Genomic DNA, 22,173 nt, shown 5'->3' with positions numbered 1-22,173 from the left:
TTTCGAAGAGCGCTGTACACCTGCAGACTGGCATTTCAGGAGACCCGAATGGCCAACAACAACAACGGCTCGACCGACGAAGGTTCGGCGAACCGCGATCCCCTCACGGGCACCCCCGGCGTGCCCCCGGTCGAAACCTACTACGCCAAGCAAGCCAACGGCAGCGACATCGTGAGCCACGAAGACCTGTCGAACGAAAGCGTCGTCGACGTCCTGAACGATCTGCTCGAGAACGCGCGCGACGGCGAGTACGGCTTTCGCACCTGCGCGGAGCAGGTCGAGACGGCGAACGCCAGGCAACTGTTCTTCACGCGCTCCGAAGGTTGTCGCCAGGCCGGCGAAGAGCTGCTTCAACTCATCAAAAAGTACGGCGGCGAGCCTGCCTCGGGCGGCACGGCGGCGGGCGCGATGCACCGCGGCTGGGTTCAGCTCAAGGGCAGCGTGGGCGCGGACAGCGAGCTGTCGATCCTCGAGTCTTGCGAGCGCGGCGAAGACACGGGCATTGCCCGTTACCGCAAGGCGCTGAAACAGGCCCTTCCGGCGGATGTTCGCGCCGTGGTGGAGAGGCAGGCCGCGGGCGCTCAGAAAAACCACGACCAGATCCGCGACCTGCGCAATGCCGCAAGAGCGCAGGGCTGACCTTGCCGCAGGGGGCTGGGTCCTGCAGCTATTTGCTCAGCGAAATGAGCGTCCACACGATTGCCACGAGCTGTGCGAGGTTGATCAGGATGGCGGTGATGTGTGTCCTGCGGAAGCCCGGAATGGCCTCCATGTAGTTCGACTGGATCTGCGTTCCGAGGGCGTCCATCTTGGGAATGATCTTTTTGCGCAGCACGACTGCAATCAGCGCCAACGCGGCGGCACTCGCCGCGATTCCAGGGCGGCCCGCGAACACGAAGCTGATCGCCGTTGCGGTCGCGGTCGCGAATGCGGTGACGTAGTAGAGGTTGAAGAAACCGCGCACGAAGCGCGCGTCGAGCAGCGTGTCGTGCTTCAACACCAGAAGCGGCAGGGAACCCATGAGGAAGTAGGCGGTGGTGACGAGCAGCGCCACCGTGAAGAACAGGGCGGCGAACATGGCAGCAGACATCTCGATATTCCTCCATGCCGTGGGCCGGGAGCATGCGGTGCGGGGGTGTGATGTCGCCCATCCACCCCGGTCCTACCGGTATCCGTAGAAATTACAGATTGGCGCAAATGGAGTATTTACTAATCGGTACGCGGGAGGAAAATCTTTTGCATACCAAGGCAATACACACCTCCACGCCATGACACTCGACGAACTTTTTGCCAGTGACGCGTCGCTTCCCACCGTGCCGAAGGTGGTGTCCGACCTGATGGAGATGCTGCGCGACGACAACGTGTCTTTTGCGGATGTGGCGCGTCGCATCGAACTCGATCAGGTGCTCGCGGCCAAGGTGCTGCAGATGGTCAACGCGCCGTTCTTCGGGCTTCGGCGCAAGATCTCCTCGATCCAGGGCGCGATCCTGATGCTCGGCATTTCCACCGTGAGGTCGTTCGTCGTGAGTTCGGGTGTGTCGGGCGTCTTCAGGAAGGTGGAGGGCGTCGACCTTCCGGACTTCTGGGCCCACAGCCTGCGCGTGGCATCGGTCTCGCGGTACCTGGCCTCCAAGACCCCGCGCGTCGACCCCAACCTGGCATTCACCGCGGGCAGCATGCATGCCATCGGTCACCTGATCATGGCGCAGGCGATGCCCCGCCGCATGGCTGCTCTCAATGCCGTTCACCCCTTCGATGCACCCGGGCGCGCGCAGCTCGAGCGCGTCGAGTTCGGCTATCACTACGGCGATGTGAGTGCGTCATTGGCGCAGCGCTGGGACTTTGCTTCCGAGCTGGTCGGTGCGCTCTCGAGTTTCGTGAGTCCGGGGCAGTCGGAGCGCGTCGATGCGCTGGGCGGCGTGCTTCACCTGGCGGTGTGGCGCGTGGCCCTGGAACGCCAGGGCGTGGACCTGGGCCATGTCGGCGGCCTCTGGCCGAGCCAGTCCGCGATGGCCATCGGCATCACCGAGGAAATGGTGCAGAAGATGCCCGCGCCGCGTGTGCTCGCCGCGGACCTCGAAGCGATGATCGCCTGAGGGCGCTCGCAGGCACGCCGTGCATTGCGGCGGGCCGTTCACATCGGCGGCATCCTGTCGAACTTCGGCAGCGCCGTATCCAGAAAATCCCATGCATGTCCGCGCACCGCGTACGTGACCGCCTGCGGCTGGTACCGGCCGGGCTCGTCGAGGCTTGCGGCGTGCACCGTGAAGATGTCTGGCATCGCCGCAAAGGTCATGTACACCGGCGACCCGCAGGCCGGGCAGAAGGCGCGGGTCTTCACGTTGCCGCTGTCGCCGACCAGGTCCCACAGCGCGGCCTGGCCGCTGTGCGTCACGCCGCCGCGCGCAAACGTGAGGTACGAGCCGTGGCCGGTGCCGCTCTTGCGTTGGCAGTCGCGGCACTGGCACTCGTTCTGAAAGATCGGCTCGGCGGCAATCTCATAGCGGATGGCGCCGCATGCGCAACCTCCGGTGTAGGCGTGGGTCATGGTTCGGGTCCTTTCGACGTTGCCGAGAAGCCGGCATGGCGGCCAATCTAATCGGCTACCGCTGCGAAAGGGGAGTAACAAGTTCGTCGTGAATGGGCGCGCGCCCCTGCACCTCGACCGGCACATGGAAGTCGATGACGGCCCCTGGCTGGTCGGGCGCGAACTGGCCGTCGTACAGCTCGAAGTCGGGACTGTCGGCCACTCGCAGTCCCGAGGCAGGAATCAACTCGCCCCAGATGGTCGCCATGGCGCTTTTCACCTGCGGATGGAGCGCAGACCCGTTCAGGGCGATGCGAAACACGACATAGGTCGCCGCGGGAATCTCTTTCACCGTGAAGCCCTTTGGCAGTTCGTGCGCGGTCCCTGCACCCGCACCCATCCCCACGCCCGCCATGTACTGGAAACCGCCTGTCTCCCGGTCTGCGCTCCAGACCACGCCATACGTCGCCCAGCTCGGGCTCTGGCCCTTCAGCGGCAGGGCGCCCACGAGTGCGGCCCACAGCTGGGGAATCTCGGACTTCGTCGCGTCGTCGAAGCGTCGGGCGGGGCCTGCGACGCTGAAGGCCTCGAGCCTGATCAGGTCCGGCAACCGGGTCACTGCCGTGGAGGTGCTGCTGGGTGCATTCATGGGAAATTGTCCTTCGATGGGAGTGGGTGAAAAGCCGACCCGAAAGCGGCCGGGCGAGACGCCGAAGAGGCGCTTGAACGCGCGTGTAAAGGCCTCCTGAGACTCGAAGCCGCAATCGAAGGCGAGGTCGACGAGCTTCAGGTCGGGCTCCGCGGCCAGCCTGCGGGCGCCGCGCACGAGTCGCCGTCCGCGCACGTGCGCCATGGCGCTGCGGCCCATGCGGGCGGTGAACATCCGGGAGAAGTGATGCGTCGACAAGCCCGCCCGCCGCGCGATCAGCTCGAGCGTGAGGGGCTCGTCGAGCCGCTCCTCGATCCACGCGATCAGGCTGACGAAAAGTTCGGGTTCGCGGGGCAACGGGTTGTCCATGCGGCGATCATGAATCACCGTCAGGCGGCCTGTCCTGACCGAACTTGCTGCCGGCCGCGTTGGCGTGGATTGCGGCGCGCAGCGCATGCAAGGTGCCAAGCCGCTGGTGGGCCTTGCATGGCGCGGATCTACCCCGCGGTCGTCGTCGCGGCCAGTTCGATGTTGAGCGCGTACTGCTCGGCAATGCTCACCGCCTTGCGCGAACTGGACTGCACCGAGCCTTCCTTCGTCCAGAGAAACGGAAAGAAGCTGAAGCACTGGTCCGCGCCGACGTGCTGCACATCGGCTTGCCAGCCGCTCCAGCGCGCGTCGGCGTAGAACACCTGCAGCCGGTCGGTCGACGCCCATTCCAGGAAGTCGCTGTAGCCGATTTCCAGCGACTCCCACCCGAGCGTCTCGGGCGCCCAGTAGTACATGGCGCCGGCGTCTTCCCCGAGCCCGCCGCCGTTCAGCGCGAAGAAGCCGCCCACCACGTCGTCCGCCACGAGCAGGAAGCCCGACGAGCGCCCTTCGTTCCAGTCGACGATGTTGCGGGCCAGCTTCGGGTGACCCGAGCCCAGCACGCGCAGCCAGCCGTGGTCGATGAGCAGGCCGCCGGTGTCGTGGGCCACCGCACCCATGGTCGAGCGTGTCGTGACCTGGAGCGCGAGCAGCACACGCTGGCTGGCGGCTTCGGAGGGCTCGAGAATCTCGAACGGGTGGCTGGCGCTTGCGGCCCATTCCTTGACGAGGGGCAGGGCGGCGTCTTCGGTGTCGATCAGTTCTTCGAGCGTGCGCATAAGAAGTTGGTTTTGAGAATCCGGAGGGATGGCGGCCGCATGTAAAGCAAAAGAATTGTTAATTCGTGGGCGTTCGCTTCGAAGTTCTTACAACTTCAGCGCCGTTCGTGCTGCTTTCTGACGGTAAAGTGCCCGTCTCCGGTTTCGGATTGTCCGCGACTCTTTTCTGCTGTCCTCGCGCTTCCCTCTTCCCTCTGCCCCCTTTCCCCCCGTTCGCCTCTTCATGTCCAACCTCATCGTGCATGGCGGTACGCCGCTCCGCGGCCGCATCACCCCTTCCGCCAACAAGAACGCCGTGCTCCCGGTGCTCTGCGCCACCCTGCTGACCTGGGAGCCGCTGCGACTGCACGGCGTGCCCGACATCACCGACGTGCGCAAGATCCTCGACATCTTCCGCACGCTGGGCAGCGAGGTGCGCATGGACCACGACACCGGCACGCTCGAACTGCACCACCGCGAGACCACCTTCGACGCGGCGCGCCACCGGCTGCCCGAGGAAATGCGCTCGTCGATCATGCTGGTGCCGCCGCTGCTGGCGCGCTTCGGCGTGGCGCGGCTGGAAGACAACGTCAAGGGCTGCACGCTGGGCGTGCGCGAGATCGATCCGCACGTGGAGGTGTTCCAGCGCTTCGGCGGCGAGGTGGAGCGTACCGAGGGCTCGCTGCTGGTGCACAGCAGGGGCCGCCTCACGCCCACTGATCACTGGCTCGACTACGCCTCGGTCACCACCACCGAGAACTTCGTGCTGTGCGCGGCTGCCGCGGGCGGCACCTCGACGCTGACCAATGCCGCGTCGGAGCCGCACGTGCAGGAGTTCTGCCGCTTCATGGCCATGATCGGCGTGCGCATCGAGGGCATGGGCACTTCGCGGCTCACGGTGCACGGCGGCGGCGCGCTCGCGGGCGGCGAGTTCCGCTTCGACGAAGACTTCCACGAGATCACCACCTTCCTGGCGCTGGGCGCCATCACCGGCGGCGACGTGGTCGTGCGCAACAGCGCGCCCGAGAACTTTCCGTTGCTCGACCGCACCTTCGCGAAGTTCGGCGTGCAGATCGTGCACGAAGACGGCTGGTCGCGCGCCATCCGCTCGGGGCCGCTGAAGGTGCAGACGCCCTTCACGAGCAACGTGCTGACCAAGGTCGAGGCGGCGCCGTGGCCTTACTTTCCGGTCGACCTGCTGCCGATCTTCATTGCGCTGGGCGTGCGCGCGCAGGGCAATGCGATGTTCTGGAACAAGGTGTACGACGGCGCGCTGGGCTGGACCGGCGAGCTCTCGAAGTTCGGCGCGCACGTGTTCTCGTCGGACCCGCACCGCCTCATCACCTTCGGTGGCAACCCGCTGACGCCGGCGGTGGTCGAGAGCCCCTACATCATCCGCGTGGCCATTGCGCTGTTCATGGTGGCGGCGAGCATCGAGGGCAAGTCGGAGATCCGCAACGCCGCGCCCATCCGCCGCGCGCATCCGCGCTTCGTGGAGAACCTGCGCAGCCTGGGCGTGCAGGTGGAGTGGACCAGCGAAGAGTGATGCGAGCAGTGACGCGAAGAAGCCCCGGGCCTCAGAACGAGGGCACGGGGTTCTTGCCCTCGGTCAGCACGTAGGCGCCGTTGCGCCAGGCATAGACCAGCGTGCTGTCGACGGTGTCTACTCGGCTGCTCTTCGCGCTAGCCGTGCGCTCGCCCTTGAAGGCGATGCGCATCTCGCCCGGGGTGGTGTCGTCGGCGCCGGCCACGAAGCTGGGCGTGCCGCTGATGTCGTAGCACTCGCCGTTCGCGGGCTCCTCGGGCTTTTGCGACTTGAGCACCTTCTCGCAGGCCTCGTCCGCCCCTTCGTTGGACGCCGACAGCGCAATGCTCGGCGTGACCACGCGCACCTTGCCTGCGTCCAGCGCATACACCGACAGCCACTGTCCGCAGTAGCCCTGCCAGCAACTGCCGCTGGTGATGGTCAGCGCAAAACGCTGCGGCGCCACGCGCTCCACCTTGGTGCTGCCCAGGTTGCCCATGAAGCCGAGGTAATCGACCGCGTCGCTGCGGCTCGTGAGCTTCCAGCCATCGGCGCCCTGCTCGAAGAAGTAGGCGCCGAGCCACGCGCCGCTCGCATGGCCGTCCATGGCCTGGCCCTGATCGTCGACCGGCACGGTCTCGGTCAGCATGACGGCGTGCGTGTCGTCGAGCTTCACCACTTCGCGCGGCGACACGCGGGCCTTCTGCTCGGCGGCGCTGCCGGGCACGGTCTTGCCGTCGTTGCCGATTTCGGGGAGCGAGACGATGTCGGGTTGCTGGGGCGTGGCGTTGGGGCTTTGCGAATCGGGGAACACCAGCGCCATGAGGTCGGCGCGCCGCAGCGTGGCCGATGTGTGCGAGCGCGCGGCGCCGGCGGGCGCGTTCGTGGTCGATGCCGCAGGTGCGGCGGGTACGGCCGCAGGTGCGGGCGTGTCCTGCACCGCAACGGCGTTGTCCTTCTGCGGGCAACCGCCGAGTGCCAGCAGGCCGGCGGCGGCAAGGGCGACAGCGGCGGGGCGCTGCAACAGCTTCGATAAGGCGAACGGGGGCGGTGTCGGGTGGAGTCGGGGCATGCCTCCATTTTGCCGAAGCCGCGCGGCGATGACCCTGCCGCCGCGGCGACCTCCGGCTTGGCAGGACAATGCGCGGCATTCGACGACGCGCAACGCAAGACAAGGAGCCTTCGCATGACCACGCTGCAGCAACTTCTGGGAACGGACCTTCCTCTCATCCAGGCGCCCATGGCCGGCGTGCAGGGCAGCGCGATGGCCGTCGCGGTCAGCAACGAAGGCGCCCTCGGCTCGCTGCCCGGCGCCATGCTGAGCCCCGAGGCCATGCGCAGCGAGCTGGCCGCCATCCGCGCCGGCACCGGCAAGCCCTACAACATCAACTTCTTCTGCCACACGCCGCCGGTGCCGAGCGCCGAACGCGAGGCCACGTGGCGCTCGGCACTGGCGCCGTACTACGCGGAGTTCGGCATCGACGCGGCCAGCATTGCCGCCGGGCCGGGCCGCAACCCCTTCAGCGCCGAGGTGGCCGACCTGCTGGCCGAGTTCCGCCCGCCGGTGGTGAGCTTTCATTTCGGGCTGCCGTCCGAAGCCTTGCTCGCGCAGGTTCGCGGCTGGGGCGCGAAGGTGCTGGCCTCGGCCACCACGCTGGACGAGGCGCTCTGGCTCGAAGCGCATGGCGCCGACGCGGTCATCGCGCAGGGACTCGAGGCGGGCGGGCACCGCGGCCACTTCCTGTCGCACGACCTGACGAAGCAGCTCGGCACCTTCGCGCTGCTGCCGCAGCTGGTGCGGGCGGTGAAGGTGCCGGTGATCGCGGCGGGCGGCATTGCCGATGCGCACGGCGTGGCGGCGGCCATGGCGCTGGGCGCGGCGGGCGTGCAGGTGGGCACGGCCTACCTGCTCACGCCCGAGGCGACGACCAGCGCGCCGCATCGCGCGGCGCTCAAGAGCGATGCCGCGCGGCACACCGCGCTCACCAACCTCTTCACCGGCCGGCCGGCGCGCGGCATCGTGAACCGCGTGATGCGCGAACTGGGGCCGCTGGGTGCCGTGGCGCCGGAATTTCCGCTGGCCACTTCGGGCATCGCGCCCTTGCGCGCCAAGGCCGAGGCCAAGGGCAGCGGCGACTTCTCTCCGCTGTGGTCGGGCCAGAACGCCACCGGCTGCCGCGAGGTGTCGTCGGCCGAGGTCACGCGTGCGTTGGCGCAGGGCTTTCGCTGACGGCTGCGACATCTCCGCATCGAATCTTTCAACATCGACCCTGCACGACCCAAGCGTTTGACCCATGACCCAACTTCACCTGCCCCTCAAGTTCCTGGAACACCCTGCGCAGCCCTCCGTGCGCGACCCCTGGCTGCTGGTGCTGATGCACGGCGTCGGCAGCAACGAGCAGGACCTGTTCGGCCTGGCGCGCATGCTGCCCCCGCAGTTTCACGTGCTGAGCCTGCGCGCGCCCTACGTGCTGTCGCCCGACGCCTATGCGTGGTTCGAGTTTCAGGTGCTGCCCAATGGCGAGCGGCAGATCGATGAGGTGCAGGAGCGCGAAAGCCGCTTCCTGATCGGTGAAATGATCGCCTCCGCCGCGCAGCAGCTCGGCGTTCCGCCCGAGCGCGTGGTGGTCGGCGGCTTCAGCCAGGGCGGCATCATGGCGCTGTCGCTCCTGCTCACCAAGCCCGAGACCGTGCGTGCCGCGATGGTGTGGCACAGCCGGCTGCTGTCGCAGGTGGTGCCGCAGGTGGCGGCGCCCGAGGCCTTCGAAGGCAAGGCGCTGTGGGTGAGCCATGGCAGCGCCGACAACGTGATTCCGCCGAGCGCCGCGCAGGTCACGCGCGACCTGGCGCGCACGCTGCCGCTGGCGCTGTCGGGCGCGGACTTTCCGGGTGCGCACGAGCTGCGTCCGGCCGAACTGCAGGCCACGGTGGCCTGGCTGCAGTCGCTCAGCGCGCCGACCGGCGCCTAGACGATCGGTCGGACACGCGCGACGCGGCTGTCGCCTGCACCGGATCAGTAGCCGAGCGTTGCCGCCGCAGGCCTTCGCCCGCCGGCGCCCGAGGCCTGCTGGAAGGCCTGCGTGATGAGCCCCGTGGTGGTGCTCGCGAAGTAGCGTGCGCCCCACTGGGCGTATTTCGCCTCGTCGTCCGGCGTGAGCGCGATCACGCCGCCGCAGTTGCCCGCGTCGCGAATGGCGCACAGCGCGCGCTGGATGGCCGCTTCGACCTCGGGCGCCTTCCAGTTGTTGTCGAAGCCCATCGCATGCGAGAGGTCGTTCGGTCCGACGAAGACGGCATCCACCCCAGGCACGGCCGCAATCTCGGCGGCCTGCTCGACGGCTTGCGGCGTCTCGATCATCACGATCAGCGCCACGCCCGCATTGCTGCGCTCGGTGTGCGCCACGCCGGGAAAGGCGCCGTAGCCGGCGGCACGCGGGCTGAACGCGCTGCCGCGCCGGCCCGTGCGCGGATAGCGCACCTGCTGCACCAGGTCGCGCGCTTCTTCGGCGCTGCCCACCATGGGAATCTGCACGCCGCTGGCGCCCATGTCGAGCACGCGCGAGATGTCGTGCCGCAGGCAGCGCACCACGGGCACGATGCCGCTCGCGCGCGCGGCGCGCAGCATGTGCTCGGTGGTCTCCAGGTTGGCGCTGCCGTGCTCGTTGTCGAGGATGACGAAGTCGAAGCCCGCGTAGCCGCACATCTCCACGATGGCCGGGCTGGGCAGCGAATTGAACAGGCCGCGCAGGCGCTGGCCGCTCCTGAGCAGGGCGGGCAGGCGCGTGTCCAGCGGGTGCGTTGGATGGAGGGGGTGGTCGGCGGTGGTCATTCGATGCTCACGTGGTTGGTTTTGATGAGCTCGGCGAACTTCAGCGTCTCGTCCTGGATGAACTTGCGAAAGGCCTGCGGCGTCATCGGCTTGGGCGTGAAGCCTTGCGCGGCCAGCCGCTCGACCACCGAGGGCGTGCGCAGCACCGCCACGACCTCGGCGTTGAGCCAGGTCACCACCGGCGCGGGCGTCGCGGCCGGCGCGAGCAGGCCCAGCCAGGTCGCGGCCTCGAACCCGGGCACGCCCGATTCGGCCACCGTCGGCAGCTCGGGCGCCAGTGGCGAGCGCGCGGCGCTGGTCACCGCCAGCGCCTTGGCCTGGTTGTTCTTGGCGAATGCGAGCGCGGTGCTCATGTTGTCGAACTGCATGTCGATCTGGTTGCCCGCCAGGTCGACCAGCGACTGGCTGCTGCCCTTGTACGGCACGTGCACCGCCTTGCCGCCGATGCGGTTCAGGAACATCAGCGCCGTGAGGTGCTGCGAGGTGCCGTTGCCGCTGGAGCCGTACGACACGGCATCGGGCTTGGCCTTGACGACCGCAATGAGCGACTTCACATCGGTCGCGCCTGACTTGTTGCCCGCCAGCAGCACGAGCGGCGTGCTCGCGAGTTCGGTGACGGGCGCGAAGTCCTTGTCGACGTTGTAGCTCAGCTTCTTCAGCAGCGTGGGGTTGACCGACAGCGCGGTCTGCGTGCCCAGCAGCAGCGTGTAGCCGTCGGGTTTGGCGCGCGCGACGAACTCGGTGCCGATGCCGCCGCCCGCGCCGGCCCGGTTGTCGACCACCACGGCCGTGCCCCAGCGCTTGCCGAGTTCCTCGGCGACCAGGCGCGCGACGATGTCGGTGGCGCCGCCCGGCGCGAAGGGCACGACGATGGTGACGCGGCCGGTGGCGGGGTAGCCGCCCGGGCCGGTGGCCGCCTGTGCGGAAGCGATGCTGCCGATGCCGCCGACGAAGGCCAGCGCGGCGGCCGCCCGCAATGCGGTGCGGCGCAGGGATGCGATGCTTGTGATGGATGTGTGTTTCATGCTGTGTTCCTCATTCGGCCTGGATGCCTGCGTCCTTGATGACCTTGCCCCACTTCACGATCTCCGCCTGCTGGAAGGCCGTGAAGGCCTCCGACGTGCGGCCGTCGGGCTCCACGCCCAGGCCGCGCAGCTTGTCCTGCACGTCGGGCATCGCGACGATGGCGGCTATCTCTCGCGCCAGCCGCTCGACCACCGGCTTGGGCGTGCCGGCGGGCGCGAACACGCCCTGCCACGACTGCATCTCGAAGTTCGGCGCGCCCGCCTCGGCCAGCGTGGGCACGCCGGGCAGGCTGGCCAGCCGCTTCGCCGCGGTCACGCCGAGCACCTTCACGCGCTTGCCGTCGATCATCGGACGCGCCGCCGCCACGGTCTCGAACACCATGTCGATCTGCCCGCCGACCAGGTCGACGATCGCCTGCGAGCCGCCCTTGTAGACGATCTGTCGCATGCGCGTGTGCGTGATGTTCTCGAACAGCTGGCCCGACAGGTGCTGCGAGGTGCCGGGGCCGGCGGTGCCGTAGGTGAGGCTGTCGGGTTTGGCCTTGAGCTCGGCCACCACCTGCGCCACCGAATTGAACCGGCTGCCCTCCGGCACCACCAGCACGTTGCTCACCATGCCCACGAGGTTGACCGGCACGAAGTCCTTCACCGGGTCGTAGCCGAGGTTCTTGTTGAAGAAGGGGTTGACCGCGTGCGTGGTGATGGTGCCGCCCATCACGGTGTAGCCGTCGGCCGGCGCGCGCGCCACGGCCTGCGTGCCGACGATGCCCGACACGCCCGGGCGGTTGTCGATGATCACCGGCTGGCCCAGGCGCTCGCCCAGGTGCTGGGCGACGAGCCGCGCCACGCCGTCGGACACGCCGCCGGGCGAGAAGGGCACGACGTACTTGATCGGCTTGGTGGGCCAGGCGGCCGGCTGCGCGTGGGCAACGCCGGCCATGGTGGCCAAGGCCGTGAGTGCGGAAAGTGCAAGTGCGGTCAGCACTGTGGGGCGGATTCGGGGGCTCATGGGGTTGTCTCCTGGATGGATGGGATGTGGCCCGCTCAGGCGGGCTTCGAAACGGTTGTCTTGCCTCGCGGCGCACGCGGGCCTGGCGCCTTTGGCGGGCGCGCCGCGCGCACCGAGTCGCGCTCGACCACGCGGCACGCAATGACCACGTTGCGCGGCTGCGCGTCGTCCAGCATCTGTTCGTGCAGCAGCTCGACCGTGGCCTCGACCATCGGCTCCACGCCCTGCACCACGGTCGTGAGGCGGTAGGCGCCCCAGGCGGCCTGCGGCACGTCGTCGAAGCCGACCACGCTCACGTCCTCGGGCACGCGCAGGCCGAGTTCGTGGCGCAGCACGTCCATCACGGCGATGGCCATGTGGTCGTTGGCCACGAACACGGCGTCGGGGCGCTTGGTGGCGGGCACGCCGCTGAACATGGCGCGTGCCGCGTCGCGTGCGCGCTCGAAGCTGTAGTGGCCCACCTCGCGGCGGAACACCGACACGCCGGCTTGCGCGAGCGCGTCGTTGAAGCCGCGCTCGCGCTCCAGGTTGGTCGACGACTTCTCCAGCCCCGCGAGGAACGCGATGCGCTGGTGGCCGCGCGCCAGCAGCAGTTCGGCCACCATGCGACCGCCCTCGCGGTTGTCGGAGGTGACCGAGCTGGTGGTGTGCCGCGCAAAGGCGCTGGTGTCGGGCACGCGGTTGAACAGCACCACCGGCACGCCCGAGTCGGCGCACTGGCGCGCGAGGTCGGGCGACAGCATCGCCGAGGCCATGACGATGCCGTCGATCTGGTACTGCAGGATCTCGTCGAGCACGCCGTCGGTCTCGTCGCCGTCGCTGATGAACATCAGCACGTGGTAGCCCTGCTTCTGCAGCTTCTGCGAGAGCTTCTCGATCACCAGCGGGTAGAACTGGTTCTCCAGGTAGCCCATGACCAGCGCGATGATGCGGCTGCGCCGCGTGATCAGGCTGCGTGCCATGGCGTTGGGCCGGTAGCCCAGCGACTTGGCCGCGATCATCACGCGGGCGCGCGTGTCTTCCGACACGCTGGCTCCGGGCGTGAAGGTGCGACTCACGGCCGACTGCGACACGTTGGCGAGCTTGGCCACGTCCTGCGCGGTGGCGTTGGACCTCATGCCGCGCTCCAGCCGCCGTCGAGCATCAGCGCGCTGCCGGTCATGAGGCTCGATGCCTCGCTCGCCAGGAACACCACCGCGCCCATGATCTCCTCGGTCCGGCCCAGGCGGCCCAGCGCGATGCGCTCGGTCACCCAGCCGCGGAACGCGGGGTCGGCGAACATGTTCGCCGTCATCGCGGTCTCGATGAAGGTGGGGCAGATGGTGTTGACGCGGATGTTCGCCGGGCCCAGCTCCCAGGCCAGCGCCTTGGTCATGCCCTCGACGGCATGCTTGCTCGCGCAGTACAGCGTGCGGCGCGGGCTGCCGACCACGCCCATCTGCGAGGAGATGGTGACGATGGAGCCCGGCAGCTTCGCCGCGAGCAGCCCGCGCGCCACGGTGCGCGTGACGTACAGCGTGGCCTTCACATTCAGGTCGAACACCGCGTCGATGTCTTCGTCCTGCACGTCGACCAGCAGCCTGGGCCGGTTGAGGCCCGCGTTGTTGACCAGCACCTGGAACGGCGCCACGGCGCCCAGCGCGGCGGTCACCGCGGCCGCGTCGGTCACGTCGAGCACCAGCCAGTCGCACGCGCCGCCTTCGGCGCGGATCAGCTCGCAGGCTTCGCGCAGCTCGTTCTGCGAGCGCGCGGCCAGGGTGACGTGGGCGCCGGCGCGCGCCAGCGCCGCCGCCGCGGCCAGGCCGATGCCGCGCCCCGCGCCGGTGACCAGCGCGCGCTGGCCGTCGACACGAAAGCCCGGCGAACGGGGCAGCGCACCCATCACGACAGCGCCGGCACCGGCTGGTACCACGGCACCTCGGCGCGCGTGCCGTAGCGGCGCACGCGCAGGTTGGCCTGCTCGCCGTGGCCGGCGAAGTTTTCCATGTGGCACAGGCGCGAGCAGTACTCGCCCATGAGCGCGCTGGCCTCGTCGGTCAGTACCTTCTGGTAGGTGCAGGTCTTCAAAAACTTGCCGACCCACAGGCCGCCGGTGTAGCGCGCGTTGCGGTTGGTGGGCAGCGTGTGGTTGGTGCCGATGACCTTGTCGCCGAAGCTCACGTTGGTGCGCGGGCCGAGGAACAGGGCGCCGTAGTTGGTCATGTGCGCCAGAAAGTAGTCGGGGTCGCGCGTGAGCACCTGCACGTGCTCGAAGGCCAGTTCGTTGGCCTTGCGCAGCATCTCTTCCTGCGTGTCGCAGACGATCACTTCGCCGTACTCGGCCCAACTCACGGCGGCGATGGCGGCGGTGGGCAGGATATTCAGTTGCCGCTCGATCTCGGCCAGGGTGTCGTGCGCCAGCTGCTCGCTCGTGGTCAGCAGGATGGCCGGCGAGGTGGGGCCGTGCTCGGCCTGGCCCAGCAGGTCGACCGCGCACATCTCGCCGTCGGCTGTTTCATCTGCGATCACCAGCGTCTCGGTGGGGCCGGCGAACAGGTCGATGCCCACGCGGCCGTAGAGCTGGCGCTTGGCTTCGGCCACGTACATGTTGCCGGGCCCCACCAGCATGTCGACCGGGGCGATGGTCTGGGTGCCCACGGCCATGGCCACCACGGCCTGCACGCCACCCAGCACCAGGATTTCGTCGGCGCCGGCCATGGCCATGGCGGTGACGATGGCCGGGTGCGGCGCGCCCTGGTAGGGCGGTGCGGTGGCCACGATGCGCTTCACGCCTGCCACCTTGGCCGTCAGCACGCTCATGTGGGCCGAGGCCAGCAGCGGGTACTTGCCGCCGGGGATGTAGCAGCCCACGGCATCCATGGGAATGTGCCGGTGGCCGAGCACGACGCCGGGATAGGTCTCGACCTCGACGTCCTTCATCGAGTCGCGCTGGATCTGCGCGAAGTTGCGCACCTGCTTCTGCGCGAAGGCGATGTCCTCGATCTCGCGCGCCGACAGGCTCTTGCGCGCTTTTTCGATGGCGTCGGCCGAGAGCCTGAAGTCGGCGGGGTTCCAGTTGTCGAACTGGCGGCTGTAGTCGCGCACGGCCGCATCGCCGCGCGCTTCCACGTCCTTGATGATGCCTTCGACGGTGGCGCGCACCTTGGCGTCGTCGTCGGCCCGGACTTGCACGTCCTTGCCGCGCTTGAGGTATCTGATCATTCGCTTTGCCTTCAGGTTGGGTGTTGCATACGAATGCAATGTCGAAAGCTTGCATTCGTATGCAAACAGGGAAAACCCTTGTACGAAGCCGCTTCGGGTCAGCTTCGTTGTCGGTCGCCTCCCATGAAAGAAGGATGGGCTCATGCCTATGCCGCGATAGCCTGCCCTGGGCCGGATTGCGGTCGTGGTACAGGAGGTCTGGATGCCATCGAACACACGCGCACGCCGCTCGGCGCCTGCATTCATGCGCCGTCTGCCCGGTTCGGTCACCGGCTTGCTGCTGCTGTGCCTGCTGCATGGCTGCGTCAGCCTCACCCAACCACGGGATACGGCGCTGTCGCGAGAGCCTGGCGAGCGTGTGCTCGGCTATTCGGTGGATGTGGGCGTGGAGGCGCGCAAGCACTGGGAGTTCGCGTGGTTGAGCACCCGGGCCTACAACGCGCATTACCTAGAAGCCACGGGGACCGAGCCTGCTGCGGCCATGCGCGACGCCGGGCCTGCGGATGTGCAGGGACTGAAGGCGCCCAGCGATTGCCCCAAGCCCGACGAGGTGCTGGACAGCGCCGGCTGGCGCCGCTGGAAGGACTTTCCGGGATCGCAGGACGGCGACCTGGTCGATCGTTTGCGCCACGCGCACTTGCGCGTCGAGGTCTGGGAGCATGCCGCCACGCGCAGGGTGGCGGTGGCCTTCGGCGGCACGGTGTTTTCCAACGCCTCCGACTGGTTGTCGAACATCCGCTGGTTCCTGCCGGAGCGCGAGGACGAGTACACGCTGATCCAGAAGGAGTTCGTCAAGGCCTTCGTCGCGCGGTTCAAGGCCCGTGCGGCAGACCCGCGCCATGCGTACCTGCGAAGCGGGAGCGGACTGAAGCTCTATTCGACCGGCCATTCGCTGGGTGGCGGTCTTGCCCAGCAATTCGCCTATGCGCTGCCGGCCGATGCCGACGTGCCGCGCGTCGAGCGCGTGTATGCGTTCGACCCGTCGCCGGTCACGGGCTACTACAGCGTCGAGCCCGCCGTGCGGGAGCCGAACGCGGAACAGCTCGAGATAGACCGCATCTACGAGCGCGGCGAAGCGCTGGCGTTCGTGCGCTCGCTCACCAACTTCTTCGTGCCGCCGACCGAGGACCAGCCGAAGATCCGCAGCATTCGCTACGCGCTCTTCTTCAGCCTCAAGACTTCCTGGAACATCGTCGGCGCCCACTCGATTCCAAGGCTGGCGTGCGAACTCGACGAGGCGAAGGACCGGCCTGCGCCCGCGGCCCGCGCCGCCGCTTCACAGGGCGGTTGAATCGCCAGGCCGCGCGGCACGCGCGTCACAGGGCGTTACGTCGCAAGGGCTCGTCCGCCACCCGAATTGGTGCACCATGGCCCTTCGCCACCCCTGACATTCCTCGAAAAGGAACCCGACCCATGTCCGACAGCGACAACCGCGACGCCCCCGACTTCCGACCCCGCCGCGAGACGCCCACGGGCGCCATCGTCGTGGCCGTGCTGGTGCTGCTTGCGGCCGCATTCTTTGGCTGGCGCTGGTACCAGCAGCAACAGCAGCCACCCGTCGAGCCCGCGCCCGTGGCCGCTGCACCCAATGACGCGCCGGCCGCGCCGCCGCCCGCCGCTGCCGAGCCCAAGGGGCCGCAGAACCCGGTCGATGCCCTGGCGCCGCCCGACGCCGCGCTGCCCAAGCTGGCCGACTCCGATTCGCGCGTGATGAAGGCATTGGCCGAGTTGCTCGGCGCGAAGAACGCCGAGGCCTTCCTGCGCTCCGACGGCATCGTGCACCGCTTCGTGGCCACCGTCGACAACCTCGCGCGCGAACAGGCGCCGGCCAATGCATGGCCGGTGCAGCCCACGGGCCAGCGCTTCATCACCGAAGGGGAAGGCGAGACGCAGGCCATCTCGGCCAACAATGCCGCGCGCTACAACGCCGTCGTGCTGCTGGCGCAATCGATCGACCCGGCCAAGGCCGCGGCCGTGTACGCCAGGCTGTATCCGCTGTTCCAGCAGGCGTACGAAGAGCTGGGCTACCCGGGGCGCTACTTCAACGACCGGCTCATCGCGGTGATCGACCACCTGCTGCAGGCACCCGAGCCCACGGGCCCGGTGCAGGTGCGGCTGGTCGAGGTGAAGGGCGACGTGCCCTCGCAACGGCCGTGGGTGCGCTACGAGTACGTCGACCCGCAACTGCAGTCGATGTCTGCCGGCCAGAAGATCATGGTGCGCATGGGCCCGGAGAACGAGCGCAAGGTGAAGGCCAGCCTGCGCGGGCTGCGCCAGCAGGTTGCCACGGGCGAGGTGGCAAGAAAGAAGGGCTGAGGGACCGCGGTGCGGCGGCGTTTTCAGGCGCCGCCACCGCGTCTGTGTCAGGCCTCTTCGGCTTCCTTGTAGTCGCCCACCGGCACGCAGCTGCAGAACAGGTTGCGGTCGCCGTACACGTTGTCCACACGACCGATGGGTGGCCAGTACTTCGCGTTCTTGAGTTCGGCCAGCGGGAACGCGCCGAGTTCGCGCGAGTACGGGTGGGCCCATTCCGTGCCCAGCAGGCTGGCCGCGGTGTGCGGTGCGTGCTTGAGCGGGTTGTCTTCCTTCGGCCACACGCCTTCCTCGATGCGGCGGATCTCGCCGCGGATGGCGATCATCGCGTCGATGAAACGGTCGAGCTCGACCAGCGGCTCGCTTTCCGTTGGCTCGACCATCAGCGTGCCCGGCACCGGGAAGCTCAGCGTGGGCGCGTGGAAGCCGTAGTCGATCAGGCGCTTGGCCACGTCTTCCGCGGTGACGCCGCTGGTGTCCTTCAGCGGGCGCAGGTCGAGGATGCACTCGTGCGCGACGTGCCCGTTGGGGCTCGCGTACAGCGTCGGGTAGTGGTCCTTCAGCCGCGCGCTGATGTAGTTGGCGCTGAGGATGGCCGTTTCGGTCGCGGCCTGCAGGCCCTTGGCGCCCATCATGCGGCAGTACATCCAGCTGATCGGCAGCACGGCCGCATTGCCCAGCGGCGCGGCGGACACGGCCCCCACGCCTTGCGAAGCCACACCTGCGGTCGCATGGCCCGGCAGGTATGGCACCAGGTCTTCGACCACGCACACCGGGCCCACGCCCGGGCCGCCACCGCCGTGCGGAATGCAGAAGGTCTTGTGCAGGTTCAGGTGGCTCACGTCGCCGCCGAACTCGCCCGGCGCGGCCACCCCGACCAGCGCGTTCATGTTGGCGCCGTCCACGTACACGCGGCCGCCGTGCGCGTGCACCAGCTCGCAGAGTTCCTTCACGCGCGTCTCGAACACGCCATGCGTGCTGGGGTAGGTGATCATCACCGCGGCCAGGTGGTCGCTGTGCTTCTCGCAGGCGCGCTTCAGGTCGTCCATGTCGACGTTGCCCTGCGCGTCGCAGGCCGTCACCACCACCTGCATGCCGACCATCTGCGCACTGGCCGGATTGGTGCCGTGGGCGGAAGACGGAATCAGGCAGATGTTGCGATGGCCCTGGCCCTTGGCTTCATGAAAGCCCTTGATGGCCAGCAGTCCCGCGTACTCGCCCTGCGAGCCCGCGTTGGGCTGCAGGCTGATGCCTGCGTAGCCGGTGGCCTCGCACAGCCAGGCGCGCAGTTGTGCGTCGAGCTGGGCGTAGCCCTGCAGCTGGTCGGCCGGCGCGAAAGGATGGATGTTCGCGAACTCGGGCCAGGTGATCGGAATCATCTCGCTGGTCGCGTTGAGCTTCATGGTGCAGCTGCCCAGCGGGATCATGCTGCGGTCGAGCGCCAGGTCCTTGTCGGACAGGCTGCGGATGTAGCGCAGCATCGAGGTTTCGCTCTTGTGGGTGTTGAACACCGGATGCGTGAGGAAGGCGCTGGTGCGGCGCAGGTCCTCGGGGATCAGCGGCGTGGCGCTGGCGGCCAGGTCGTCGAAGCGCGGCATGGCGGTGCCGGCGGGCACAAACAGTGCCCACAGCGTCTCGACGTCGGCGCGCGTGGTGGTCTCGTCCAGCGAGATGCCCAGGTGGTGTTGCAGGCGCTGGCGCAGGTTGACGCCGCCGGCCTGCGCGCGCTCCAGGATGGCCTGCGTGTCGTCACCGGTGCTCACGGTGAGCGAATCGAAGGCGGTGCCGTTGACCGGCTCGCGGCCCATCTGCGACAGGCCCTTGGACAGGATGGCCGTGAGCGCCGCCACGCGCTGCGCGATGCGCGTGAGGCCGTCGGGCCCGTGGTACACGGCGTACATGCTCGCCACCACGGCCGGCAGCACCTGCGCGGTACAGATGTTGGAGGTGGCCTTCTCGCGGCGGATGTGCTGCTCGCGCGTTTGCAGCGCCAGGCGGTAGGCGGGCTGGCCGTGCGTGTCGACGCTCACGCCCACCAGGCGGCCCGGCAGCGAGCGCTTGAACGAATCGCGGCAGGCCAGGTAAGCGGCGTGCGGGCCGCCGTTGCACAGCGGCATGCCGAAGCGCTGCGTGGTGCCGCAGACGATGTCGGCGTCGAACTCGCCGGGGGCGACCAGCAGCGTGAGCGCCAGCAGGTCGGCCGCGACGATGAGGGCGGCGTCGCACTGGTGCGCATGGCCCGCGAGCGGGCGCAGGTCGTGCACGTGGCCGGTGGTGGCGGGGTACTGCGCGAGCACGCCGAAGAACTCGCCGCTCACCATCAGCAGCGGCAGCGTTTCCGACACGCTGCTCACCTTGACCTCGATGCCCAGCGGCGCGGCGCGCGTCCTGATGACCTCGATGGTCTGCGGGTGGCAGTCGCCCGACACCAGGAACACGTTGCTCTTGCTCTTGACGCTGCGCTTGGCCAGCGTCATGGCCTCGGCCGCGGCCGTGGCTTCGTCGAGCATCGACGCGTTGGCGATGGCCATGCCCGTGAGGTCGCACACCATCGTCTGGAAGTTGAGCAGGGCTTCCATGCGGCCCTGCGAAATCTCGGCCTGGTAGGGCGTGTAGGCCGTGTACCAGGCAGGGTTCTCGAGCACGTTGCGCAGGATCACGCCCGGCGTGTGCGTTCCGTAGTAGCCCTGGCCGATGAAGCTCCTGAACACCTTGTTCTTCGACGCCAGCGCCTTCAGCTCGGCCAGCGCGTCGGCCTCGGTCACCGGCGCGGGCAGCCGCATCGGCTTGGCGCGACGGATGGCCGCCGGCACGATGCCGTCGATGAGCTCCGCGCGTGTGGCCGAGCCGATCACCGGCAACATGCGCGCCTCGTCCGCCGCATCGATGCCGATGTGGCGGGCGAGAAATTCTTCGGCGTTCTCTAGTTCTTGCAAAGAGGGAAGGGCGGGAATCGGCATGGCGTGATGGATCGGCTAAAAAAAGAAGAAAGACTCAGCGGTCGCCGCCGGGCCGCCCCAAGGCGGGCCGCGCCTTCCCCATGGGGGCTGGCGAAGCACACGAAGTGGCAAGCCGAGGGGCGAACATTTCTAGGATTCGGCCGCGAATTTGTCGTAGCTGGCGGCGTCCAGCAGGGCGTCGAGTTGTGAGGGTTCGCTCAGCTTGACCTTGAAGAACCAGCCGCTGGCCAGCGGGTCGCTGTTGGCCAGCGAGGGGTCGGCGCGCAGCGCTTCGTTCACTTCGACGATCTCGCCCGACACGGGCATGAACACGTCGGCCGCGGCCTTGACCGATTCGACGACGCCGGCGACTTCGCCCTGAGCAAAGGTCTTGCCGACTTCAGGCAGGTCGACGAACACCACGTCGCCCAGCGCGTCCTGCGCGTGTACGGTGATGCCGACGGTGGCTGCGCCGCCTTCGGCCGACACCCATTCGTGGTCCTTGGTGTACTTGATGCTCATGGAAAAACTCCTCGTGGAAAAAATGATTCGGGGGTGCAGAGCCTAGCCGCGGAAATAGCGCGTCGGCACGAAAGGCAGGGTCGAGACTTCCATGGGCACCGGCTTGCCGCGCACGATGGCCTGCAGGCGCGTGCCCGGCTCCGCGAAAGCGGTGGCCACGTAGCCCATGGCCACGCAGCGGTCGGCCGTGGGGCCGAGCAGGCCGCTGGTGACGACGCCGATGTCGTGGCCCTCGAAGGACTGCAGCACCGTGCCGTCGCGCACCGGAATGCGTTCGAGCGCCACGAGGCCGACGCGCTTGCGCTTGAGCGTGTCGTGGTCGGTGTGGCCGGCGGCTCCCGGGGTGGCCGCGGCGAGCTGGGCCAGGATCTTCGTGGCGCCCGGAAAGCCGCCTTCGCGCGCGCCCCCGGCGCGGCGCACCTTCTGCATAGCCCAGTTGAGCGAGGCTTCGACCGGCGTGGTCGTGGTGTCGATGTCGTTGCCGTACAGGCACAGGCCGGCTTCGAGCCGCAGCGAATTGCGCGCGCCGAGGCCGACGGGCTTGACCTCGGGCTGGGCCAGCAGCAGCCGGGCCAGCGCCTCGGCGTCCTTGGCCGCCGCCGAGATCTCGAAACCGTCTTCGCCGGTGTAGCCGCTGCGGGTGACGAAGGCCGGAATGCCGCCGATCTGCACCGCGCCGCCGGTCATGAACACGAAGCGCTCGATGCCGGGCGACAGCCGCGCCAGCGTGGCCGCTGCCTGCGGGCCCTGCAGCGCGAGCAGGGCGTGGTCGGGCAGGGGCTGCACCTCGCAGCGCGCGCCGATCTTCCGCTGGATGTGCGCGATGTCGGCCACCTTGCAGGCGCCGTTGACGATCACGAAGAGCGAGCCGTTGCCTTCGTTGAAGAACATCAGGTCGTCCAGGATGCCGCCCTCGTCGTTCAGCAGCAGGCCGTAGCGCTGCTTGCCGGCGGGCAGGTCGATCACGTCGACGGGCATCAGGGTCTCGAAAGCCGCTGCGGCGTCGGGGCCGACCAGGCGCAGCTGGCCCATGTGGGAAATGTCGAACAGGCCGGCCGCGTCGCGTGTGTGCCTGTGTTCGGCCATCAGGCCGGCGGGGTACTGCACCGGCATCGAGTAGCCGGCAAAGGGCACCATGCGGGCGCCGAGCTCCACGTGGAGGTCGTACAGCGGCGTCTTGAGAAGCGCAGTGTCGGGGGCGGAAGCAGCGGAGGCAGCGGAAGAGGCCATGGGGCACTCCAAAGGGGCAGACGAAATCCATGACGCAAGCCATGGGCCACCCCTGCTGTCCGCTTTACCTGAGAGATTCGCCCCACGATCGGGGTTTGCTCCTTCGGTGGGCCGCTGCATCGTTTCCGGTACGGCGGCCTCTCTCCAGCAAGGAAACGCCGGTGTGTACCGGCGCCTTGTCAGTCCTTTTGCCTGAGCGTTCGGGAAACCCCTGCGCCTTCGGCGGCCCCGTCGCGCGGGGCTCTCTCCTGACCCGGGCGAGTGTAGTGGATCGCGG

Annotated in this window: 21 protein-coding genes and 2 riboswitches; of the genes, 7 read left to right on the top strand and 14 right to left on the bottom strand. The window is 68.4% G+C overall.

The window, feature by feature from the left end; genetic code table 11:
* The first annotated feature begins 48 nt into the window (after positions 1 to 48).
* A complete protein-coding gene (locus AC0IYU_RS10135; RefSeq protein WP_472115980.1) occupies positions 49 to 639 on the top strand; it encodes a ferritin-like domain-containing protein in 591 nt (196 codons plus the stop codon).
* Between the two features lie 28 nt (positions 640 to 667).
* Here AC0IYU_RS10135 and AC0IYU_RS10130 read toward each other — a convergent pair whose 3' ends face one another.
* The gene (locus AC0IYU_RS10130; protein ID WP_472115977.1) at positions 668 to 1,090 is read right to left on the bottom strand and encodes a hypothetical protein; all 423 of its coding nucleotides are present in this window, start codon (positions 1,088 to 1,090) and stop codon (positions 668 to 670) included.
* Between the two features lie 178 nt (positions 1,091 to 1,268).
* Between AC0IYU_RS10130 and AC0IYU_RS10125 the strand changes: the two genes are divergently transcribed.
* Positions 1,269 to 2,096, top strand: coding sequence for an HDOD domain-containing protein (locus AC0IYU_RS10125; protein ID WP_472115974.1), 828 nt, complete (start codon positions 1,269 to 1,271; stop codon positions 2,094 to 2,096).
* A gap of 38 nt (positions 2,097 to 2,134) precedes the next feature.
* On the opposite strand, the gene AC0IYU_RS10120 is transcribed toward AC0IYU_RS10125, so the two are convergent.
* The 3 genes from AC0IYU_RS10120 to AC0IYU_RS10110 form a co-directional block, all read right to left on the bottom strand.
* Entirely contained in the window at positions 2,135 to 2,548 is a 414-nt protein-coding gene (locus AC0IYU_RS10120) for a GFA family protein (RefSeq protein WP_472115971.1), read from the bottom strand.
* Positions 2,549 to 2,603: 55 nt separating this feature from the next.
* A complete protein-coding gene (locus AC0IYU_RS10115) occupies positions 2,604 to 3,545 on the bottom strand; it encodes a helix-turn-helix domain-containing protein (RefSeq protein ID WP_472115968.1) in 942 nt (313 codons plus the stop codon).
* 128 nt (positions 3,546 to 3,673) lie between these two features.
* A complete protein-coding gene (locus AC0IYU_RS10110) occupies positions 3,674 to 4,324 on the bottom strand; it encodes a DUF2625 domain-containing protein (protein WP_472115965.1) in 651 nt (216 codons plus the stop codon).
* A gap of 223 nt (positions 4,325 to 4,547) precedes the next feature.
* Between AC0IYU_RS10110 and AC0IYU_RS10105 the strand changes: the two genes are divergently transcribed.
* Positions 4,548 to 5,849 carry a UDP-N-acetylglucosamine 1-carboxyvinyltransferase gene (locus tag AC0IYU_RS10105; protein WP_472115962.1) on the top strand — a complete coding sequence of 434 codons (1,302 nt, stop codon included), beginning with the start codon at positions 4,548 to 4,550 and terminating at the stop codon, positions 5,847 to 5,849.
* 31 nt (positions 5,850 to 5,880) lie between these two features.
* Here the strand turns inward: AC0IYU_RS10105 and AC0IYU_RS10100 are convergent, their stop codons facing one another.
* The gene (locus tag AC0IYU_RS10100) at positions 5,881 to 6,900 is read right to left on the bottom strand and encodes a hypothetical protein (protein WP_472115959.1); all 1,020 of its coding nucleotides are present in this window, start codon (positions 6,898 to 6,900) and stop codon (positions 5,881 to 5,883) included.
* Between the two features lie 114 nt (positions 6,901 to 7,014).
* On the opposite strand from AC0IYU_RS10100, the gene AC0IYU_RS10095 reads away from it, so the two are divergent.
* Together AC0IYU_RS10095 and AC0IYU_RS10090 are read left to right on the top strand one after the other, a co-directional pair.
* The gene (locus tag AC0IYU_RS10095; RefSeq protein WP_472115956.1) at positions 7,015 to 8,058 is read left to right on the top strand and encodes an NAD(P)H-dependent flavin oxidoreductase; all 1,044 of its coding nucleotides are present in this window, start codon (positions 7,015 to 7,017) and stop codon (positions 8,056 to 8,058) included.
* A 64-nt stretch (positions 8,059 to 8,122) separates the two neighbouring features.
* Positions 8,123 to 8,797 (top strand): alpha/beta hydrolase, encoded by a 675-nt coding sequence (locus tag AC0IYU_RS10090; RefSeq protein WP_472115953.1) that lies wholly within the window; start codon positions 8,123 to 8,125, stop codon positions 8,795 to 8,797.
* A 44-nt stretch (positions 8,798 to 8,841) separates the two neighbouring features.
* Here AC0IYU_RS10090 and AC0IYU_RS10085 read toward each other — a convergent pair whose 3' ends face one another.
* The 6 genes from AC0IYU_RS10085 to hisD are packed head-to-tail and all read right to left on the bottom strand — an operon-like array spanning position 8,842 to position 14,892.
* Positions 8,842 to 9,657, bottom strand: coding sequence for an HpcH/HpaI aldolase family protein (locus AC0IYU_RS10085; protein ID WP_472115950.1), 816 nt, complete (start codon positions 9,655 to 9,657; stop codon positions 8,842 to 8,844).
* Entirely contained in the window at positions 9,654 to 10,682 is a 1,029-nt protein-coding gene (locus AC0IYU_RS10080; protein WP_472115946.1) for a Bug family tripartite tricarboxylate transporter substrate binding protein, read from the bottom strand. Before AC0IYU_RS10080 ends, AC0IYU_RS10085 begins: the two co-directional genes overlap by 4 nt.
* A 10-nt stretch (positions 10,683 to 10,692) precedes the next feature.
* Positions 10,693 to 11,691: a Bug family tripartite tricarboxylate transporter substrate binding protein gene (locus AC0IYU_RS10075; protein ID WP_472115943.1), complete on the bottom strand. Its 999-nt coding sequence runs from the start codon at positions 11,689 to 11,691 to the stop codon at positions 10,693 to 10,695.
* A gap of 35 nt (positions 11,692 to 11,726) precedes the next feature.
* A complete protein-coding gene (locus tag AC0IYU_RS10070) occupies positions 11,727 to 12,809 on the bottom strand; it encodes a LacI family DNA-binding transcriptional regulator (RefSeq protein WP_472115941.1) in 1,083 nt (360 codons plus the stop codon).
* A complete protein-coding gene (locus AC0IYU_RS10065; protein WP_472115939.1) occupies positions 12,806 to 13,573 on the bottom strand; it encodes an SDR family NAD(P)-dependent oxidoreductase in 768 nt (255 codons plus the stop codon). The genes AC0IYU_RS10070 and AC0IYU_RS10065 overlap by 4 nt, the downstream gene beginning before the upstream one ends.
* Positions 13,573 to 14,892, bottom strand: coding sequence for a histidinol dehydrogenase (hisD, locus tag AC0IYU_RS10060; RefSeq protein WP_472115936.1), 1,320 nt, complete (start codon positions 14,890 to 14,892; stop codon positions 13,573 to 13,575). The genes AC0IYU_RS10065 and hisD overlap by 1 nt, the downstream gene beginning before the upstream one ends.
* Positions 14,893 to 15,094: 202 nt before the next feature.
* Between hisD and AC0IYU_RS10055 the strand changes: the two genes are divergently transcribed.
* Together AC0IYU_RS10055 and AC0IYU_RS10050 are read left to right on the top strand one after the other, a co-directional pair.
* Positions 15,095 to 16,183, top strand: coding sequence for a lipase family protein (locus AC0IYU_RS10055; protein ID WP_472115933.1), 1,089 nt, complete (start codon positions 15,095 to 15,097; stop codon positions 16,181 to 16,183).
* 122 nt (positions 16,184 to 16,305) lie between these two features.
* Entirely contained in the window at positions 16,306 to 17,208 is a 903-nt protein-coding gene (locus AC0IYU_RS10050) for a DUF3014 domain-containing protein (RefSeq protein ID WP_472115930.1), read from the top strand.
* Between the two features lie 47 nt (positions 17,209 to 17,255).
* On the opposite strand, the gene gcvP is transcribed toward AC0IYU_RS10050, so the two are convergent.
* The 3 genes from gcvP to gcvT form a co-directional block, all read right to left on the bottom strand.
* Entirely contained in the window at positions 17,256 to 20,165 is a 2,910-nt protein-coding gene (gene gcvP / locus AC0IYU_RS10045; protein WP_472115927.1) for an aminomethyl-transferring glycine dehydrogenase, read from the bottom strand.
* Positions 20,166 to 20,294: 129 nt separating this feature from the next.
* Positions 20,295 to 20,666: a glycine cleavage system protein GcvH gene (gene gcvH, locus AC0IYU_RS10040; protein WP_472115924.1), complete on the bottom strand. Its 372-nt coding sequence runs from the start codon at positions 20,664 to 20,666 to the stop codon at positions 20,295 to 20,297.
* 42 nt (positions 20,667 to 20,708) lie between these two features.
* Positions 20,709 to 21,896 (bottom strand): glycine cleavage system aminomethyltransferase GcvT, encoded by a 1,188-nt coding sequence (gene gcvT, locus AC0IYU_RS10035; RefSeq protein WP_472115921.1) that lies wholly within the window; start codon positions 21,894 to 21,896, stop codon positions 20,709 to 20,711.
* A gap of 45 nt (positions 21,897 to 21,941) precedes the next feature.
* A riboswitch (glycine riboswitch) is annotated at positions 21,942 to 22,054 on the bottom strand.
* Between the two features lie 12 nt (positions 22,055 to 22,066).
* Positions 22,067 to 22,157, bottom strand: a riboswitch (glycine riboswitch).
* Positions 22,158 to 22,173 lie beyond the last annotated feature (16 nt).

Source organism: Variovorax sp. AC103 (assembly GCF_979254005.1).
This window is presented reverse-complemented; position numbering and strand designations above follow the sequence as displayed.

Bases quoted from the DNA above. Each gene is read 5' to 3' on its own strand.
- AC0IYU_RS10135 (WP_472115980.1), top strand. From the start codon at position 49: ATGGCCAACAACAACAACGGCTCGACCGACGAAGGTTCGGCGAACCGC.
- AC0IYU_RS10130 (WP_472115977.1), bottom strand. From the start codon at position 1,090: ATGTCTGCTGCCATGTTCGCCGCCCTGTTCTTCACGGTGGCGCTGCTC.
- AC0IYU_RS10125 (WP_472115974.1), top strand. From the start codon at position 1,269: ATGACACTCGACGAACTTTTTGCCAGTGACGCGTCGCTTCCCACCGTG.
- AC0IYU_RS10120 (WP_472115971.1), bottom strand. From the start codon at position 2,548: ATGACCCACGCCTACACCGGAGGTTGCGCATGCGGCGCCATCCGCTAT.
- AC0IYU_RS10115 (WP_472115968.1), bottom strand. From the start codon at position 3,545: ATGGACAACCCGTTGCCCCGCGAACCCGAACTTTTCGTCAGCCTGATC.
- AC0IYU_RS10110 (WP_472115965.1), bottom strand. From the start codon at position 4,324: ATGCGCACGCTCGAAGAACTGATCGACACCGAAGACGCCGCCCTGCCC.
- AC0IYU_RS10105 (WP_472115962.1), top strand. From the start codon at position 4,548: ATGTCCAACCTCATCGTGCATGGCGGTACGCCGCTCCGCGGCCGCATC.
- AC0IYU_RS10100 (WP_472115959.1), bottom strand. From the start codon at position 6,900: ATGCCCCGACTCCACCCGACACCGCCCCCGTTCGCCTTATCGAAGCTG.
- AC0IYU_RS10095 (WP_472115956.1), top strand. From the start codon at position 7,015: ATGACCACGCTGCAGCAACTTCTGGGAACGGACCTTCCTCTCATCCAG.
- AC0IYU_RS10090 (WP_472115953.1), top strand. From the start codon at position 8,123: ATGACCCAACTTCACCTGCCCCTCAAGTTCCTGGAACACCCTGCGCAG.
- AC0IYU_RS10085 (WP_472115950.1), bottom strand. From the start codon at position 9,657: ATGACCACCGCCGACCACCCCCTCCATCCAACGCACCCGCTGGACACG.
- AC0IYU_RS10080 (WP_472115946.1), bottom strand. From the start codon at position 10,682: ATGAAACACACATCCATCACAAGCATCGCATCCCTGCGCCGCACCGCA.
- AC0IYU_RS10075 (WP_472115943.1), bottom strand. From the start codon at position 11,691: ATGAGCCCCCGAATCCGCCCCACAGTGCTGACCGCACTTGCACTTTCC.
- AC0IYU_RS10070 (WP_472115941.1), bottom strand. From the start codon at position 12,809: ATGAGGTCCAACGCCACCGCGCAGGACGTGGCCAAGCTCGCCAACGTG.
- AC0IYU_RS10065 (WP_472115939.1), bottom strand. From the start codon at position 13,573: ATGGGTGCGCTGCCCCGTTCGCCGGGCTTTCGTGTCGACGGCCAGCGC.
- hisD (WP_472115936.1), bottom strand. From the start codon at position 14,892: ATGATCAGATACCTCAAGCGCGGCAAGGACGTGCAAGTCCGGGCCGAC.
- AC0IYU_RS10055 (WP_472115933.1), top strand. From the start codon at position 15,095: ATGCCATCGAACACACGCGCACGCCGCTCGGCGCCTGCATTCATGCGC.
- AC0IYU_RS10050 (WP_472115930.1), top strand. From the start codon at position 16,306: ATGTCCGACAGCGACAACCGCGACGCCCCCGACTTCCGACCCCGCCGC.
- gcvP (WP_472115927.1), bottom strand. From the start codon at position 20,165: ATGCCGATTCCCGCCCTTCCCTCTTTGCAAGAACTAGAGAACGCCGAA.
- gcvH (WP_472115924.1), bottom strand. From the start codon at position 20,666: ATGAGCATCAAGTACACCAAGGACCACGAATGGGTGTCGGCCGAAGGC.
- gcvT (WP_472115921.1), bottom strand. From the start codon at position 21,896: ATGGCCTCTTCCGCTGCCTCCGCTGCTTCCGCCCCCGACACTGCGCTT.